Source organism: Halalkalirubrum salinum, from assembly GCF_005543295.1.
Taxonomy (GTDB): Archaea; Halobacteriota; Halobacteria; order Halobacteriales; family Haloferacaceae; genus Halalkalirubrum; species Halalkalirubrum salinum.
The window spans coordinates 1-18,269 of the sequence record NZ_SRSG01000033.1 but is presented as its reverse complement, the minus strand read 5'-3'; the positions used below and the strand labels follow the sequence as shown (position 1 = coordinate 18,269).

The window sequence follows — 18,269 nt, the reverse complement described above, 5'->3', positions numbered from 1 at the left end:
ACCAGAACAGCTCCAGTCAATTCTGGGTGGGAGAGAACTTCGGTAAGGACGAGAGGCATCACTGAGCGGTATATCTTGGTCTTGCTATCCAACTACCATAATTCTTTGTGCTACCAGGGTGCCTGTACGGTGTTTTCTCAGTGACCTGTCTCTGTGTCGCGTATCCAAGAATTCGGACCTGCGCGCTGCTCGGGCCCCAATTAATGATATGAGCTACGAAGTACAAGTCTGCAGAGAGTGGGTTATCATCACATATGAGTAGTTGGGGGTATTGCATTTTGTTCGTCGTCGTCGCTTTGACATCGGCGGAAGCACCCCACAGATCTAAGTCAATTCCCCCATCGCCGAATTCATGCGTTTCAGTGTCTATGTCTGTCGCATAGAGTTCGGCGACAGCCATCTCTCCTAAAATTCCGGTTTGATGACTTGTCAGTGCGTCATTATCGCCAAATACGGTACCCCCATCGATCCTTCTATATGAGTCATTCCGATCGAGGGCTAACTCACTAGAGCGACAGATGTGCTCAAGAGTTAGTTCGACGACTGGCAGTTGATGAATCGGGACATCGACTGGCGAAAGCGTGCCGAGAGACTTTTCTCGGTTCGGGTTGGTAATTGTCATTGCTGTTTGCCTGATTGTGAACAGCCCGGTCGCGTGCTCCTACACGCGGCCCTTCTGAGATTAACTCACAAGGGCTTCGAGCTGCAACTAAAGAATGAACACCTAGATACTATTAAATATGCATTTCTACTCGGTGTATCCCGATTTAGTACGTGAATTGAAAATTTATATATTCCCACGAGGGACAGTTAACGCCCTTTAGTAATCTGTGGTGGTGAAAATAACGAACTAATTCAGAATCGAGCGAAATAACCTGCGAGGATTGGATCACGACACGGTCCGACAAGTACTACGACCGCCACTTGTTTCCGACTACAGAACGGTAATACTGAATCAAGAACTTTCCTGAGTTCGTAAAGCGTCGTGAAAAACTCATCAGAGAGAAATTTTGGAGTTTGGAGTAATACCCGCCCCGGATTCTCCAACACTCGTCGATAGTGGCTCAGTTGACGCGTATGAGGTCAGCTCGCGTCGCGTTGGCGATCGCGGTCGGCGTCTTGATATCCGTCGGAGAAACCGTCGTTCCGGATTTCGTTGATGATGCGTGACGTGGATTCGATAGCTGATTTGGCTCCGTCGCCGGAGTGGTCCATGGTGAGTGCACGGTCTCGGGTGACGCCGAATTCGCTAGCGGCGAGCACGGCGTCTTGATTTGCGCCGATGAACAGGAACTCCCACCCGCCGGTTTGCTTGGCTTTAATTTGCTCACGAAGAGGCTTGATCGGGGTTTGTGAGGCGTTTTCTTGTCCGTCGGTTAAAACGACGATGACGACGGTTTCGGGGGTGGCGTCTCGCTCGGCGAGTAACTGTTCAGTGTCGGTGATGGCTTGCAGCATCGCGTCGTGTAACGCCGTTTGCCCGCCGGGCGTGTACGTGGCTCTGGTAAGGTTTTCGGCTTCGCGGAGGTCCATGCCGCGGTAAACCTGTGAGACACGGTCGTCGAAATCGAACAACGACACTGTTGCGGCCCCGTCTTCGGCACGTTGCTCGTCAAGGAACGCGTTAAACCCGCCGATCGTGTCGTCGGCGATCGAGTGCATCGACCCTGAAGAGTCCAACACAAACGTAATGTGAGCGTCCATACACTACGGAGCACTGGTAGGTCATATATACCTGTCGCCGATCGATGTCTTGTAATTTCCGTTGGAGTCTTTCGTTCTAGGTCCGGGAGAGCCGCGTTGTTCAACCAATCAAAAACGAATCAATACTCATTTCGAAAATCTTCATTGGCTCACACGACGAGATAGGCGTTAGGACTGACCGCATGTGCTAATGACGTGGTCACGTGGCTATGTACAGTCGGTCGCAATTGGTTTTCGATTACGACCGGACCGAGCGTTGCGAATTCCGTCCTCATGAGTTCGGCGGTGTAATTTCCAACTATCGTTTCTCTATTGATCCCCTGAATTTCGATGCTAATCAGCGACGCGATTTGAGCAACGGTTTTGAGCAGCATGATGTAACTATGCTATATTGATACTCAATTCCGCGCGATGTGCTGACCGTTTATTTATTATAATGACTTCTCAAATAGAGATATGCAAATCCCGACAGGAGAGGACATTAGAGCAGCGAGAAACAATAACGAGTTGACACAGTCTGAATTGGCAGAGAAGGCAGGAGTGTCGCAACCGCTCATTGCACGTATCGAGTCTGGTGATGTTGATCCGACTATCGACACACTCTACAGTATTGTTTCAGTACTTAATGACTCAGCATCGGAGATGGGTCAAGAAGAAGTGAAGATCTCAATGCCGTCTGCCCTGAAGGATGCCCGAAGGCGGAAAGGGTATACACAGCGAGAATTGGCGGATGCTGCCGGTGTTTCACAGCCGTTAATTTCTCGGATTGAGGGACAAGATATTAACCCAAAAAGTTCAACCCTTCGGTCGTTATTCAGTCAGCTTGATCCGGTTGCTGCTTCGCCAGACACTGGGTCGCCGATGTCCGAAACCACTGAGAGTAGTTTTCTTGAAAAAATTGAGGCGGAGTTCGATAGTATCCGATTATCATCGGATCGGCCCCAGTCAGCCAGTGAGGAGTATAGCGGAGAAAAAGAACACTGTCCTGAGTGTTACTCGGAACTCAGTTCTTACCCGAACCCGAGCTACTGTCCACATTGCGGAGCGGGCCTTTAAGACCTACATGCGTTACTGAATTCGGATGAGAAGCATCTTATCTATACCCAAGGGAAATGCCTATCATTGCTATCTCATCCGATAATAAAGCGATTCCAAGATGGCCCCACGTTCGTCTCGATATTCCGGATGAGGCAGACCCAATTCTCAGTGAGTACAGACGGAAGTGTTTCTGTTAAGAGCCAGACAACGGTTCACTCAATGATTGCAAGACTGGTATGTTTTTGCTTAGAGTGAGGGCGTCATAGAACGATTCACAAGATGTTGTTTGCACCCGTGATTTGGCGAATCAGCCGTTAGAATGAGCGTGCGAATGTATCGGCTATTCTCCGCTACGACTGCGCTCGTAGACGTAGCTGAAAACTAGGCTGAGTGGGACGGCTATCCAGATCGTCCACACTACCACTACCAAGATGGTATCGGGGTACAGCTCAAAGAACGCTCCGAGGAACTCGGTAAGCGAGGTCGGCGGGTCAACTCCCCCGTATGGGTTCAAAAACTCGTAGCCGTACACCGGAGCCAGTAGCAACCACAGGGCAGTTCCGGCAAGGTAGTTCCCGGCGACCGTGACCAACGCTGCGACGGCACTGTAGTATGGGACACTTGACGGCAGGGAACGCCACGTGAGCGCCGCGACCACGAATCCCGTGGCGAGGTACACCGGGGTCGCAGACAGAATCACCCCTGCGGAACCCACCGTACCCGAAACCAGCGTACTCACCGGAGCAAACACGATGCCACCGGCGAGGACACCGGCGGCCATACTGTAGCCGGCCCCGACGTCCTGTCGGTCCCCGAGCGGCAACCGTGTCGGTCCGTATCGACCGTACAGCCGCACCACTCGGTCCAGCCTGGCTACCATGACGCTCTGCACTCGTAACTTGTACTTGAAACTACTTTGTTCCGCCGCCTGGACTGCATCTCGCTGTCCATCTCCCGATCTGGGGCAGCATAGGCTACAGGATAGACCAGATACACGGGCAGAACAGTATGAGACGGGTGTCTGACGCCAGTTTCTGGACGTTCACCGAGCTGAGTTATAACCCAAAGGCTGTAAACGCAGATATCAAATGGCGTTGTCACCGATAGGCGGATAATTCTGCTCGCTGCATGATCGAAGCCAACTCGATCGATATATTTCCAGTCTGTATCTAACGAATCGATTTATGCTGTTCGTAGGTGTGAGAACAGTTCTATGACACCCTCTATTCTAATCCTGCTGTTTCAACAAATTAGATCGTTCGAACAAATAGATATTATAATATGTGAATAAGTCACTAACATTAATAAATCTCATCTGATTATATACCAGATATGAGTGATGAGTTCATTGAAGATATTGATGATATTCTCTCAGACGTTCTCAATGATGTTGATTCTGCATCTTCAGCAGAGATCGAACAGAACATTACTTTCGGACAATCAGTGTCCGCCGAGCAGCAAACAACAATCGTTGATAACCGGATCAACCACTTAGCGACCGATCTTGATATCCCTCCGGCGACGGTCGAGCTTGCGAAGTCGTTGCGAGATCAGTATCGTGACCGGCGTGGCGATCTTATTGGGACTGCATTGGAAATGATCGCTGCCTCATGTTTATATTGTGCAGTCAAAGTCACAGAAGTCCCGTTGGATCCAACTGATTTTGTAGCTGCTGACGATACAGTTGTAACTCGAAAATCACTACTTCGCAGATCGAAAGATATCGCCAGCACTGTTGGCCTCGACCCGTCTGCGTTCTTTGGCAGCGAACAGTACGTCGATCGATATTGTGATGCGCTCGGGGTGAGTAACGTGGTCAACGAGCGTGCACGCGAAATCATTGAAATTACTGAAGAATCAGGGCTTTCTAGTGGGAAAAGCCCGTCAGGCTGGGCTGCAGCAGCCGTATATAACGCTTGTCTTGATGCTGGTGAAACACGAACGCAACGAAGTGTGAGTAAGGTTGCCAACGTTTCAGAAGTTACGATTAGGAACCGTTATCAAGAGCAGCGAGCAGAGCTGCGAGAGGTAGATCAACTCCCGTCGAACCCAATTGGCGTAATTAATCATATTGCAGACGCTAGTGGGGTTGCCACTTCAACGCAGGAGCTTGCGGAACTCCTCATCCAGAAAGCACGCAGCGAGCAGTATACTGTTGACGCTGACGCAACGCTGTGGGGATTAGCTGCACTGCACCGCGCATCTCAGCTAACCAATGGGGATGTCAAGCTCAGAGCACTTTCACAACACACTGATGAAGATTCAGACGCGATTAAGTCTCGCGCCTTGGATCTTCGATCGGTTATCAACCAGGTCGAGTTAGCCGAGTTCCGAGCAACCCGTACAGAGTAACTATCATATTATAGTTTGTTGACCGGTCATACGATAAGAATAGACCTCGTTTTCATCGGTTTAACCACTCCTTCGAGCCAGACTCTCGGGCTCTTCAACAAGTCGCTGTGGATAAGATGGAAACCAAAATTGGCGGCAACGGTTCGTTCTTTACACGCGCCTATAGCGTCGCGTAGGCGTGGAACGCAGTGGTTCCACGCTTGGCTTCCGAGTGATAGAGGTTCTCCGTGTCGTCTTCATCACCGTAGTAAGGCCGCAGGTGGAGGTCTGCCAGACCTCCACCTGCTCAGTAAGCAGTTCGACGATATCTCGTCGAATGAGCGTGTTAGCGACTCGTTCGAGCCGGAACGGCTCGAACTTCGTCCGGAGATGGTATAGGATCGTGTTCGCGGACGGCGAGTCTTCGCTGGAGTTACACAGTGTCGAGATCGAGGTCCCGTCGGCGGTTGCGCCGACAAGGACCTCGTAGATGTCCTCTGCATCGATTTCAGCGTTGTTAGCGAGGTTCAGAGAAACTTTCTCGTCAAGCCGGTTGACGAGAAAGTTAAGAACCTGGTCTTCGTGAATTTCACGATTTGCTTGCTGCTGGTGCTTGGACACATCTTCAGCAAGCAGACGTTCTAACTAACCGGCTTTGTGAGGTACTGAAATTAGTTATTGAATCGGATTGACCTGATTGGCGGAAATTCAATCATCGTATCGTGGTAGGATGTAGTGGTATCTCTATACCCATATTCATCGTTAATGATCACGACGCTCGGAACGACTGGCGGTGGTATGTACTGTTCTATTACCATTTCCAAATCATGTCCGATGTCGATGAAAAAAGGCACGATTGATTGAAATCTGTGGCCAAACATTCGAAATGATAATTCCCAGTTTAGAACCGTTGTATCATCGTACTGTCTTTGATAAACAGTGTGTTCAAATGTTGGACTGTATTGATCGAACCAATCCACAATAATCGAATACATCTCACGCTCTTTTACTGCGGACCCTTTCCCCAGTCGTCGTGCCGGAATCCCTGCAATATCGTACTCACTGGTTCGACAAAACGGGTCTAGGTTCTCAGCAGCCGCTGGCCACTGGATGTGGTATTGGTACGTGTTGTCGCTATATCGATGAGCAAATTTTTTGAAATCATCAGCAGCCGCTCCAAAAGTACTCTCCAGTTCGATCAAGACTGGCAGAATTCGATCGGGAAATGCTGGATGGTTTGGGGATAACCAAACAACCGCATCTGGTACGCCACGCCGAGTCCCAAAAGCCCGCCGTTCTTCAGTGGTTATGATAGACGTATTGCCCAGAATCCGTTGTACTTCTTCGACTAAGCTACCCACTGGCCAAGGTCACCCGAATTGAAAACCAGTCAGCAAGGGCTAAGATGGCGTCTTTATTATCCTCTGTCAAAGCAACTGATTCTCCTTCATACAGTTGTTGCCATATCTCGATTACATCCTCTGTGTCAAACGAACTGTCCAGCTCAGAGAACGCATTCTCAAGCCATTCCTCGTACGTAAGGATAGCATTGAGCGCGCTTATCAGATCATCTTGGACTATTTGTTGCGTAACTTGCTCTGTTTCCTCGTCCACAATCTCAACATTGGGAGAGGAAATATCACTCAAATCCTTTTGTATATCTGCAACCATCTTACGTTGAACGTTGAGCTGCTCTACACAGTCGGTAATGAACTCTGTTATGTTTTCTTCAACCGACTGGCAGCGTTTTCTGATAGCCATCACCGAATTATACGTCCGAATCGATAGTTGCCGGTAATCAGCGATGAGGCTGTCAATTCTGACCTCATACAGTCCTTGATCGGTCCCAAATTCCTCCAAGCCTGAGACATAGGTTACGACATTCTGATATGAGTCTCGTAGTAAAACAAGTTCGTCTTTAGCACTATTAAATGGATCTAATAAGGTGTTTGGTTCGACCTCTTCAAGTTCTCGTTCAAGTTCTTCCCGGACCAAGCCACTAATATTGAGGCCAATCTCATCAAGATCAGATATTATTTTATCAATCTCGGTGATAGTTTTCGATACTTGATCAGTCTCTAATATACTGTTGGGATCTGTATAAAAACGCTGTTCTTCAGTAAGGTCTCCTTCAGGAGTCCAGTTCCCTGCTTTCGAAAGCTCGCTATCGAACTCTTGAAGTGCGTTCTTCCGTCGCTCAAGCTTATCGACAACTGGGGTGAGACTATCCGCTGGGTCTATTAGGATCGATGCTCGACTTTCGATGATCTCTTTAATACCGTCTTGAACAAACAATGGTAGAGTGTCAACTCGTGGTGTCAGCTCTTCATAAGAATCACTGATCTCAACCAGATCTTCAGGGATACTTCCCCCTATTTTATTTCGGACATCAGTACGCGTTTCGCCGGAGAGTTGTGGTTCAATGATATCTAAAAATTCATCCAATTCGGAAAGTGCGGCTTCCCGAAGCGGTGAACGGACTAACTCTTCGATTTTGCTGTCGAATCCAAGTATGTTCTCAACGGTATTTATATTCTCAAGCTGTTCCCGTAGCGACTCTGCATTCGAATAGAACGCGTCACGTTCCCGTTTATCCATTCGATCTACTTGCTTTGCGATCGACTCGACCTCTTTTCTGAAGGTTTCCAAACTCTCTGTTTGACGCTCAAGGGATGTTGCAACTTCATGTATGGATTGGATAACGTTTGGTACAGATTGCTTACTCATTGATATTCATCTCCTTTCTCGTCAGTAGTTCCCGCAACTCTGCTTTCGTTTCGTCTAGTGCTTCACGTACTGCTTCAGACTGTTGCTCAATCGTCTCAAGATCGTCGTTTAGTTGCTGTAATTCTTCGATATAGCCTTTGGCATGATCGTTGAGGAGGTGGAGGTCTTCTCTATCTTCCGGAAGGCTTAGAGACGGCGCTGCAATTGTAGACTTTAGATCGAATATTTCGTCACCAAATTCTTCTAGTTCTGCAAGAAGGACCTCTCTCGATCCAAAGTGAAGCGGGACCGATTCTGAATTTTCCACCTGTTTGTAGGCTTCAGAAAATAGGTTGCGAGCATCGTTTATGTGCTCAATTGAGGTTGCATCAATATCTGATTTGAAGTCGTCTATGTTGTCCTGTATATTTGACCTGTACATGTTGAGGAAAAACCAGTAATGATACCCGATAGGCTCACTTCCTGAACCAACCTCACAACGTTTAATAAGATCTTCCGTTGCCGTAACAATTCTTGAGAGGTTGTTTTTATACTGGTCAAGTCGATCCGTTGTTACGGTGATCCATTCCCCAACGGTGACTGCATCTGGCGATTCTAGCTGGTTAGCTTTTGCTTCGATACTTTCGAGATAACCGTCAATCGTTGTGAGATTGTCCTCAAGATCATCGACTACCTTGGTGAGATTTTGCACTACGTCGATCTTGGGCGATGACCCAGTCACCAATCCTCGTATTAGTATCGCACGGAGTAATGGATACGCCTGTTCAGGGAGATTATTTACGCCGATTACCGGTATTTCTCCATTCTTTGCATCTTTGTCTGGGTTATTAAGGGATTTAATCAATCGATTTAAATCAACATGACCGGCAAGCGAAGTTAGTGCGTCCTCAAGTCGGCGCATTCCTGGGTCAAGCTTGCCCCCTGGCACGTAATGATGTCTCTCTTCAGTTACTCGCTGGCTGTATCCACTCTGAGCAAAGAGGTCATCGTAGTACTCTTTATAACCGAACCCAGTTTGGCCTCCTGATACCAGCTTTTGAGCCATCCCTTGCTCAATGTAATTGTGAAGCTCTGAATATTGCCGCTGAGTTTCATATTCCGGACCGATGACAAGCAAGTACGAAAGTGCAACTGTCGGTTCAGCGATACGGCCATTTGTCCAGAAAGGGGAAGCGCTACTGAGTCGGGATTCTTCCCAAATGAGCGTGTTACTGTTACTAAGACTGTATTGATCGTAGTAGGTCTCAATGAATGGGTCTATGGTATCAATAGCCACTTGATTTAGCTGATCGTAGAGTGTCTCTATTGTATTGCGTACTTCTCGTTCTTCAATATCACTTACTAGATCTTGTTTTGTCTTTTCATCAATATAATATGGTTCAAAGTGTCCAGTTTGTTCTAACCGCCCGTAGAGGTTGAGAACAAACGCCCAAAATCGGCTTGATTGATGACGCTCGATTGTGAGCAATGAATGATTCAGATACGTTTCAATCTCTGATGAAGTTTCTACATCCATCTCTTCTGGAAGAACCAATAAAGTCGGACTTGTGAGATCTGGGTTGTTAGTTACTGTTTTTAATTCAGTAGAAACTGTCTGTTTCGTTGGACAGAACCGAATTGTAGCTCGATCCTTGTGATCGGACCCAAAAGAGAGCTCTAAACCACGCTCCATCGATTCCCGGAGATGGGTTTCGGACCGGTTGCATACTCTATCTGGATTAACAGCAATCGGTGGGAAGGCGTCACGGATCTTACTTGGTTTCGGTGTCGTAATCGATTCCTCTATTGTTTCCAAGTTTGATATTTCTTTTAGCCACTCCGTTTGAAACTCTCCCTTGAGATTGTCAGTTGTTTCGAGTGCGACGCTTCGTTCAGGACTACTAGGTTCGAAGGAGACGATCATGTTGCTGATTAAATCAAGTAGTGCATCAGCTTCTACTTCGTCAGCTAGTCCATATCGAGGGAAATATCCACTGTCTCCGACTGCCAGCCCCTGAAATACACGCGCCACGTTACGATCTAACAGAGTGATTGCATCACTCCAAGCGTCTGTCCCTGAGAAGTCTCCTTGATTTTGAACGATATTGATCGTAGCTTCCTGACATTGTTTCCATGTTAGCGCTGCATCATCTTGTTCTACCCACGTATCTAGAGCCTCTCTATTGAACAATAGCGCAGATAATGCTTTGTCCCATTCTTTGCGATCAAGTGATGTCCAGATGCTATTGATGAGGCGTGTATCTTTGAAATTAGCCTCTGCACGTTCTCGGAGCCACTCCTCTGGCTTCGTCTCAATATTGCTTGGAAGTTCATCAACGAGCTTAATGATTAGACCAGTACGTCCACGAGCTAACCACCAGATTGTATTAGCCAAGAAAGTAGCTTCCGGACGTTTGTCGGCAAGCATATACCGGACTTGTTCGACAGATAGTGGGGGAATACGAATTTCTTTCATCCGTCCCCAGTCTGCTTCGCCGATGAACTCAAAGGCAGATATCATCCCGAAGCTCCAGATCTTAATACTATCTTGGAGACTGTCGTTGATTTTCCGGAGTGGATTGTCATCATCTTGACCCATCACCCGCATAAATGCCCGATACGATTGCTCAACCTCATCAAAGAAAAGCGCTGTCTGTTCAACTTCTGAGCTACTGTCAAACTCTGGCCGTGAATCAACGAACTCCTGTTTTGATGCTGAATCTATGTTCGGGAACCAATCAATACCATCAGCATCTCCCTCTGCGTAGGCGTCTAATTGTTCGTCGATTCTATGTTCTATCCAATGATCTAATTGTTGAATATCATCCTGTTCAAATTCTTCAAGCATTGCACCCGGATCGCCAATGTAGAATGCGGGAATATTCTGATTCCATGATCGATCAAATAAATGGTATATGAGCTGCGTCTTTCCTGAACGAAAGGCTCCAACGATTGCTAGAGGGTCGACCGTTTCTCCTCTTTTGAACGCATCAAAGCTCTCCTCAGCACGAGCCAGTTCACGTCCATGATGGTCAGTGTGTGCCTGCCATTTACGGCCCAGTTGAGCCTTCCGAGTATCCATGAATCAATCTTATTCGGGCACCCATCTTTAATCTTGACTGTTATTAACCACCATGGTTACAATTTATTGAATACTATTTTAGATATATATTACTCAGACCATGCCGGACAAATATCCGTGTAGGGACAACTCCCACAGCGACTTTCCAACGATATTGATTCAACTTGATTCGTTGACGGATTTGGTTGTGGGTCCGTTGGTAATCCTTCCCCAGATTCGATAGTTAGTGTTCCCGGGAGAGCACTAAGATATTCCTCGAATTTTTCCCAATTAATCTTATGTTCGTGTTCTTGACCGGTTTGAACGTAAATTAAGCGGGATGTAGTCACCTCGATATCGTACTCCGCGTTTAGCAACCATGCGTATGTCGCAAGCTGTGTTTCATATTGATCGGCCAAATAGGAATCCTCACTTGGAACATCACCGGTCTTCAAGTCGATAATTACCCATTTACCATCAATACTGTATAATAAATCTACGAACCCGGATAAATGAATGCGAGGCTCTGAAGGGTGCATTGCAGAGAGTTCATATTCAGGAAGTATAGTATCTGCTTGGATAATCTCATTCCATGTTTCGGTCTCTTGGTACTCTTCGGCAAGTTCCTGTATCTCCAATGTACCTTCTTTTAATTCTTCAAGATACTCTTGCAAACGACTACTATTAGTACCGACTGCTCCATCTCGTACGTCTTTATGAAATTTTTCAAATGCATTATGAACCAGCGATCCCCACTGGCTCGCAGAAATATTCGATGGAGCATTTGTTCCTGGTGGTGACTCACCCCGAGCCTCACTTATCCCTTGTAGCGCTCGATACTGAAATCTTCGAGGACATGCAGATAGGTCGTATAGTGACGATGGCTTCAATTCACGTGGAGTAAAAGATGGTATAATAGGTTGGTATGAATGGTCCACGGTGGGACGGTCCCCGGTAGTAACATCGGGGATTTTGAGTGGATCGGGTGTGAACTTTTGTCCCTCTGATAAGGATCCTACCCCAAACGGAATCACGTCATGACGGCCTTCGTCGTTAGCGTGCTGGGCTGAGGGATCAATGGCAAATTCGAAGGATTTCGTACCGTCATCCCAGGTGGGCCACTGATCTCCTGGCTGGAAGACTTCATTCAGCACCGTGGCCCAGCTCTTCCACCTGTAGAAATGGTGGATCGAATCAGGGAGTGAAAACACGATATGATCACTGGCCCGGGTAAATGCGACGTATAAGAGACGCCAGAATTCTGCAACTTGCTCTCTCCATGCCGGATTATAAGGATGCTCCCACTTTGCATTTCCAGTAGTATTCTCCCGGGCATCCGTAATCCACAATGTTGAGGAATCATCAGTTCGGATCCACATCGAACCTGGGCCAGAGTCATATCTAGTAGGCTCACCAGCCGGTCGCGGGCGAAGCGCCACGATGGGCTCACGGCTGTCTGGATCACGATACTCAACACGATTCATGAACTCTGGTGGTATCCCTGGTGTCGCAGGAAGGTCCGCTAACACAACAACATCAAATTCGAGTCCTTTTGAACTATGAACTGTTCGAAGTTTTACTGTCGCTGTGTCGCTTGCGTCTGCTGTCTGAGCGAGTTCGAACGATCCATTACCTCCCTGTGCCATCTCTTCATATCGATGGAGTCTGTCTACGAACTCGCGGTAAGGGATAATTTCATCTTCTTCCCAGTCTCGTGTCACCTCAACAAGCATCCAGAGATTTCCGTACCGCTGCATAGCGCTGTCGCCAGCAAGGAGAATTGCTTCAATCGCAGTGTGCTGAATGATTTTTTGTACTAACTCGGCCTTAGGACCTTCACGATCCCACCGGAGATCACTCCGCAAGGATACAAGATTATCGAGGCGCGTTTTATCACTATTCGGGAGACGAGCATCTGGCCAGTCATCTAGTGCCCACCCGATATTCAGATTTTTACTGGCCAAATATCGTAGCGTACGATCAGATAGTGCGGTAACTGGTGAGCGAAGGATCCGTAGAAGCGAATCTTTCGAATGAGGGTTGGCGAACCAGTCAAGTACATTAATTACAAATCTCACCTCTTCAGTTTTGAATAGTCCCCGTTCGGCGACAACAGCACTTGAGAGGCCATACTCATCAAGTGCTTCACGAAACTCTCCTATTCGCTTTCCACGACGAAAGAGGATCGTCACGTCCCCAGCTTGAACCGGTCGCTCATCATCTCCATCCCCGACTGTAGCAGTTTCGTCATCAACCATCCCTCGTATCGATGCCGCGGTCTTTTGTGGGTCACGTTTGCGCCATCCATCAGCGTTACAATCGCCCAACGGAACCACATGCAAATGGGGTTCATCTAGCGCTGTTTCCTCACGCATCGGGATTAGTGGACCATGCTCAATGGGGAATGTGCCAATCGCACCACGACCTGCATCTGAAAATATCCTGTTAAAAAGGTGATTACCTGCGCGGATTAGGTGTGGATGACTTCGGAAGTTTGTCACCAGTTCAGTTCGTTCCCAGTTTGTCACTCCAAGATATTCATCTGGGTTGGCTTGATCGCCGCCAGCATGATCTAGGATATGTGCGAAGATCGCAGGATCAGCGGATCGCCAACTGTAGATTGATTGTTTAATATCTCCTATTACGAGGACTTGTGTTGGTTCATTATCATTGGTGATGAGCTTCTGTAGGATCTGACACTGAGCAAAGCTTGTATCCTGAAACTCATCTATAAATAAATGTGAAAATCGCTGTTGGAGACTCTGTACGAGTTCTGATCCTTCAGCGCTTGTCAGATATGACCAGACAATATAAGTAACATCTTGATATGAGAGTGCACCAGTCGCCCGTGTAGTGCGGTCATATATTTCATTAAATCCATCCAAAACTGTCTCTACTGCCTCGGCAAATGTTAAGCTATGACGATAGTCAGCTTCGATGTTTTCAATGGTGGTGTCTGATGGCACGGCGTGGCTTCGTGGTGGTTCACCAGTTACCCCTGCAGCGATTGCACGAATATCCGTCGCATCAAAAGGCGGTTCAAAACCTTGATGAAGTTGATCACGAATTTGATCGCTGAATAAAGTTGAGCTTTTTGACTCGTTCGGATCTGGGAACTCATAACAAAACTCTCTTAATTTCTGATGTATTTCGTATATAAATTGCCGGGTGGAAGGGTCCTCATTTCCGTCCAATTCTCGCTCAAGAAATTCAATAGAATCCTCGTATTCGGGATCATCACGTAAATCACGAATTACCGTTTGTAGTAGTTCCTGTGTCTCAAGATCGTCTCGAATCTCAAATCCAGGTGAAACCTTTACTTCTGTAGCGATCTCACGAAGTAGATCTCCAACGAAAGAATCAATTGTACTGATATGGCTCTCTGTTTCGATCCATCGCCATAGGGCTGGGTCAAATTCGGTATTACTGTGCGCTTGATGGTCACGAAGAATAGACTTTATTTTTCCTTTTAATTGTCCAGCAGCATCTCTGGTGAATGTTGTAACTAAAATCTCATCGAATGGATTTGAATTAATATTTTCTGGCTCAGGCTTCACCATCCGGACCACTGCCTCGGAAACAACGCGCGTAAGCGTCGTTGTTTTGCCGGTTCCGGCTCCGGAGCCGACACAAACACGACCCGTTCCTTCGTGATATGCGTACATGACATCTCCTTGATCAGATGTAAATTCAAAATTCTCTGGTAGTTCAAGAGAGAGGTATCGAAGAAGGTCAGAGTGTTCCATTAATTTTCACCGCCTCGTATTGGTACTGCACATAGATCTCGATAAATACAGTTCAGACACTCATCTCGGTTGACTAGATCCATATTCGCAGTAAGAGTGACTGGCGTATTCGAATCGAGCTGATTTGCCTGCGTTAAGAAATTTTTTCGCCATGCTGCCGCTTTATTATCCCAAACCTCAGAATACCCACGGCCATTCAGACTCTCAAACACATTTTCAGACTCAAATGGATGGAACTTGCCGATGATACCTTGTCTCATTGCGACAACTCGGTCCCCGTTATCTAGACCAGCATACTGCTCTTGTAACCCAATCCCTGCTACGTTATTGTTGAAAGCTTTTGTCTCGTGCTCGAAACCGGCTAACATTCGATGATCGATAACGTATTTTGAATTATACTCACAGGATTCACAGTGGCTACATTCAAGACAAATAGAGCGTGTTGTTTCATCGGCTTCCCAGATTGCCGACCGACAGTTCTTTAATGCACTATTTGCTCGATTTGAAAATCGAGTAAAGAATATCGGTACGACATAGTCACTTCCACCATCTGTTAGTGTATCGAGTCGATACGGTGGCACACTTAATTCGTAGTCATTAATTTTCACGTTACTTCTAGTTCGCCAATTCCATCCGCGCGTTACACCGTTTTCAAGTTCCTGTTCGACGAGCTGCCGCTCTGCAACGAGATTTTTAAAGATGGTATTCAGATCATATTCTTCGAATCCATCTTGGCTAATCAACCAAGTACGTAGCTGCTCTATCGAATCAAATTGTGCTAACCCGGACTTAGCGCTCTGACGATCCGGGATGAGTTCTGTTATTAGTCGGCGCCACTTCTCCACATATCGAGGATCAGCATAGTTTTCACGAATGATGAGAGGTAACTCACCAAGGCGATAATGTGGTGCTTGGCTATAATACGTGGGGATTTGATCACGCTCCGGATCATTTCCTTCGAAATTGTATAGAAGTTGGTAGTAGTAGTACTTGAGTCCACACTGCCCATTAAGATCTAATTCGTGTGGCCGAAACGGTGTCCCAGCAATAGTCTCAAATTCAACCGTATCAAATGCGGGCTCGTTCGCTTCGATTGTAACCTCTGTTGGTGGAGACTGATACCGATTTATACGCGGTTGGATCTCGTCATTCATTAATTCTGGGTCGATCACCGAAGCCAACATCCCAAGTTCATCGTTAGAAATAGCGGGGTCATTTTTTGGGTAATCTCTATTCGCCTGATAGAGAAGCATTCGAAGTCGCTCTCTAGGGGCGGTGCGTCGGATAACTTCATCCCATGATTCTGTTATTTTGTCTTCACTATTTCGCGGCTGTGGGAGCCACTCCCCAACGCCAACTCGATCTACGAGCGGTGAAGCAGCATCGGCTTCACTTTCAATATCAAAAAGATCTACAAATGATGACCACGCAATATCGTTACCTTGCTGATCTTGATAAGTATGCACAAGTGAGATAGACGCATCTGACTCGGCAGTTCGAAGTGTTGCTTGATAGAAATCTACTGCCTCACCATATGCCGTTGCTCGATTATCGAGATGTGTGTATGGTGATTTGCCTTGATTTGCTCTGTTGTACACTTCTTGCCGAAGGTCAGTATGGAGAAAGGTTGGCGTGTCTGCTTTTCCTGGAAATTCCTCGGCGTTCATTCCAAGCACGAATAGATGCTTAGCATTGCGGAAGAAAGCATTCCCTGCGTCCACAAGCGGCACGGCTTGAGCATCAATGTGGCTTGCTCCAAATGAATCACTACCAAGGGCTGTTGAGAATGCCCGTCTAACCTCATCCCAACTTGGCTTAGCATCAAATAAATATTGCATTCGGTCGTAATGAGTGCCAACTGCATCCAATTTATTTCGGACAAGTTCTGCCAAGCTAGTAGCGTGTGTTTCTGTTATTGCCGTCCGCGTCGTATTGACTCCAGGCGCCTCGTATAGAGATCGCCGGTGCCCAACCGTCTGATGGACGTATGTACCTAGATACGGACTAAACGTACTCTGAACAGCGTTTCCATCTGGTGGAGGTGTTTCGGCCAGCTTCTCGATGGTATCGAGATAGACAGTAACAGCATCCCAATCGGCAGTGAATTCGGGAATTTCATCTACAATGTCTCGCCACGAACTAAAAAGAAGTCCTTGGTCCTCATACCGATCATGTTTCTGGTTGTAATATCGCTGTTTTCGATGAAGCTCCTGCTCAATCTTAATAAATTCTCGACTTTTAATTGGCCATCGAGATTGATAACCACCTGGCTCACAATATCCAAGACGAAGGGGATCAACTATCGTTCCGTATTGCATCAGCTTGCCATTAGCTACCGACTCGATCACCTCAACAAGAGTCCGGAAGCAACGATATGCCGGAATGTCTGAAATAGGTTGACGGGTTTCGACATAAATCGGAATCTCAAGTGTTTCGAACGCATTCTGCACTAACGATTGGTAGCTACCAGCATTAGGAGCGATAATCAATATATCGCGTGGTAGCTCTCCTCTTTGCAATAATTCTCGGATATCATTCGCAACTCGCTCAACTGCGCGCTGATCTGTTGGCGCTTCAATAAAGTTTGCTTCAGGAGCTTCGACTGCATCACCATGTGTAGCGTCAAATAGGACCTGTGCAGCTTGTGATCGCATCAAACTGTCCGAATTTTCGGGATGAGAGCTAATATTGCCAGTTTCAAGTTGACGAATTCGATTTGCATTATATTCAAAACTTCCTTGATTAACAAATATGTGGACAGTGGGAGCTGATGGATCCGCAGCAATAGCTTCGAGAAATCGTAGTGTTGGACTGTCAAAAACAGTGACTCCCGCCACGGCTACCCAATCAATATGATCAAATTGCGTTGACCATTGTGGATCAACTACGCTTCGAGCAGCCGTGACAAGGTGACTTCGTGATTGCTGACTGTCCAGCGGAGAGTCGTTGAGACGCCCGTCGATCAGTCGAACAATTCCTCGAAAAGCATCTACCGCACGGAGACTCTGTTTTTGTGCGAACTTATTTTCAAGTGAACTAATAGCAGACATTGCTGTCGCAGTATCTCTTGTGGCGTCAGTCCAGCGAAGATAGTCATCGAGCTCATTTAGAAGTCTTTCTCTCGGTTCATCTTCATCATATGGAAGCTGTATAGAGAGCCATCGAATTGCTTCCCGTTCATCAATCCGTAATCGATCCGTTGAGTCCCTATCATCAAGAGTGTGTGCTTCATTATCTGGGTCTGCAGCATGTAGGAGATCTTCGACAAGTCTGTCACGAATGCCCTCTTCTAATATGCCACTAGGTTTTGATGTCGGCTCTAGCAAATCGCTAGCAAGCTCTTCGATTGTTGTAAAGTGAGCAAGTGGACTGGTAGGAATATCCTTACGGTTTAGATACTCCTTGAGATTTCGTCGCAAAATCTGTCCAGAGAGGATACACATCCCTTCAGGAGTGGCCTTTGGTATTTGAGTGGTCACGTCAGACTGATCTCTTAGAAATTCAGCGAAAGAATCAGCCCTTAGTCGCAACGACATAACCAAACAGTCTACTGAGCGCCACTTAATCCTTATCCGAGTTAGAAGAATGTAGTTGGATAGCAGTTCTATGTCGAGACGATTTCGTAGCAGTCTCATAGACCGTTCTCTAATGCAGAACTAACTGTGTCACTGGGGAGTCGTGGA

9 protein-coding genes and 1 pseudogene are annotated in these 18,269 nt (G+C 47.0%); 2 read left to right on the top strand and 8 right to left on the bottom strand.

The annotated features are described in order from the left end of the window. Nucleotides 1–1,083: 1,083 nt before the first annotated feature. Nucleotides 1,084–1,704, bottom strand: a complete 621-nt coding sequence (locus tag E5K03_RS12215; RefSeq protein ID WP_138007112.1) for a vWA domain-containing protein — start codon at nt 1,702–1,704, stop codon at nt 1,084–1,086. A gap of 456 nt (nt 1,705–2,160) precedes the next feature. Here E5K03_RS12215 and E5K03_RS17595 point away from each other — a divergent pair, with 456 nt between their 5' ends. Beyond that, entirely contained in the window at nt 2,161–2,760 is a 600-nt protein-coding gene (locus E5K03_RS17595; protein WP_240730019.1) for a helix-turn-helix domain-containing protein, read from the top strand. Between the two features lie 322 nt (nt 2,761–3,082). Here E5K03_RS17595 and E5K03_RS12200 read toward each other — a convergent pair whose 3' ends face one another. Further along, nucleotides 3,083–3,622: a hypothetical protein gene (locus tag E5K03_RS12200; protein ID WP_240730018.1), complete on the bottom strand. Its 540-nt coding sequence runs from the start codon at nt 3,620–3,622 to the stop codon at nt 3,083–3,085. A gap of 452 nt (nt 3,623–4,074) precedes the next feature. Here E5K03_RS12200 and E5K03_RS12195 point away from each other — a divergent pair, with 452 nt between their 5' ends. After that, on the top strand, nt 4,075–5,094 hold the full coding sequence (locus tag E5K03_RS12195; RefSeq protein ID WP_138007111.1) for a transcription initiation factor IIB family protein: 1,020 nt from the start codon (nt 4,075–4,077) through the stop codon (nt 5,092–5,094). Nucleotides 5,095–5,257: 163 nt separating this feature from the next. On the opposite strand, the pseudogene E5K03_RS12190 reads toward E5K03_RS12195, so the two are convergent. The 6 genes and pseudogenes from E5K03_RS12190 to E5K03_RS12165 form a co-directional block, all read right to left on the bottom strand. Then, nucleotides 5,258–5,694, bottom strand: a pseudogene (locus tag E5K03_RS12190) (ISH3 family transposase); the annotation flags it as partial. Between the two features lie 50 nt (nt 5,695–5,744). Next, nucleotides 5,745–6,434, bottom strand: coding sequence for a hypothetical protein (locus tag E5K03_RS12185; protein ID WP_138007110.1), 690 nt, complete (start codon nt 6,432–6,434; stop codon nt 5,745–5,747). Further along, nucleotides 6,427–7,800, bottom strand: coding sequence for a hypothetical protein (locus E5K03_RS12180; RefSeq protein ID WP_138007109.1), 1,374 nt, complete (start codon nt 7,798–7,800; stop codon nt 6,427–6,429). Before E5K03_RS12180 ends, E5K03_RS12185 begins: the two co-directional genes overlap by 8 nt. Next, nucleotides 7,793–10,861 carry a hypothetical protein gene (locus E5K03_RS12175; protein WP_138007108.1) on the bottom strand — a complete coding sequence of 1,023 codons (3,069 nt, stop codon included), beginning with the start codon at nt 10,859–10,861 and terminating at the stop codon, nt 7,793–7,795. Before E5K03_RS12175 ends, E5K03_RS12180 begins: the two co-directional genes overlap by 8 nt. Nucleotides 10,862–10,950: 89 nt before the next feature. Continuing rightward, the gene (locus E5K03_RS12170) at nt 10,951–14,586 is read right to left on the bottom strand and encodes a UvrD-helicase domain-containing protein (RefSeq protein WP_138007107.1); all 3,636 of its coding nucleotides are present in this window, start codon (nt 14,584–14,586) and stop codon (nt 10,951–10,953) included. Beyond that, complete coding sequence (locus tag E5K03_RS12165) at nt 14,586–18,122, bottom strand: hypothetical protein (RefSeq protein WP_138007106.1); 3,537 nt, start codon at nt 18,120–18,122, stop codon at nt 14,586–14,588. The genes E5K03_RS12170 and E5K03_RS12165 overlap by 1 nt, the downstream gene beginning before the upstream one ends. Nucleotides 18,123–18,269: the final 147 nt, after the last annotated feature.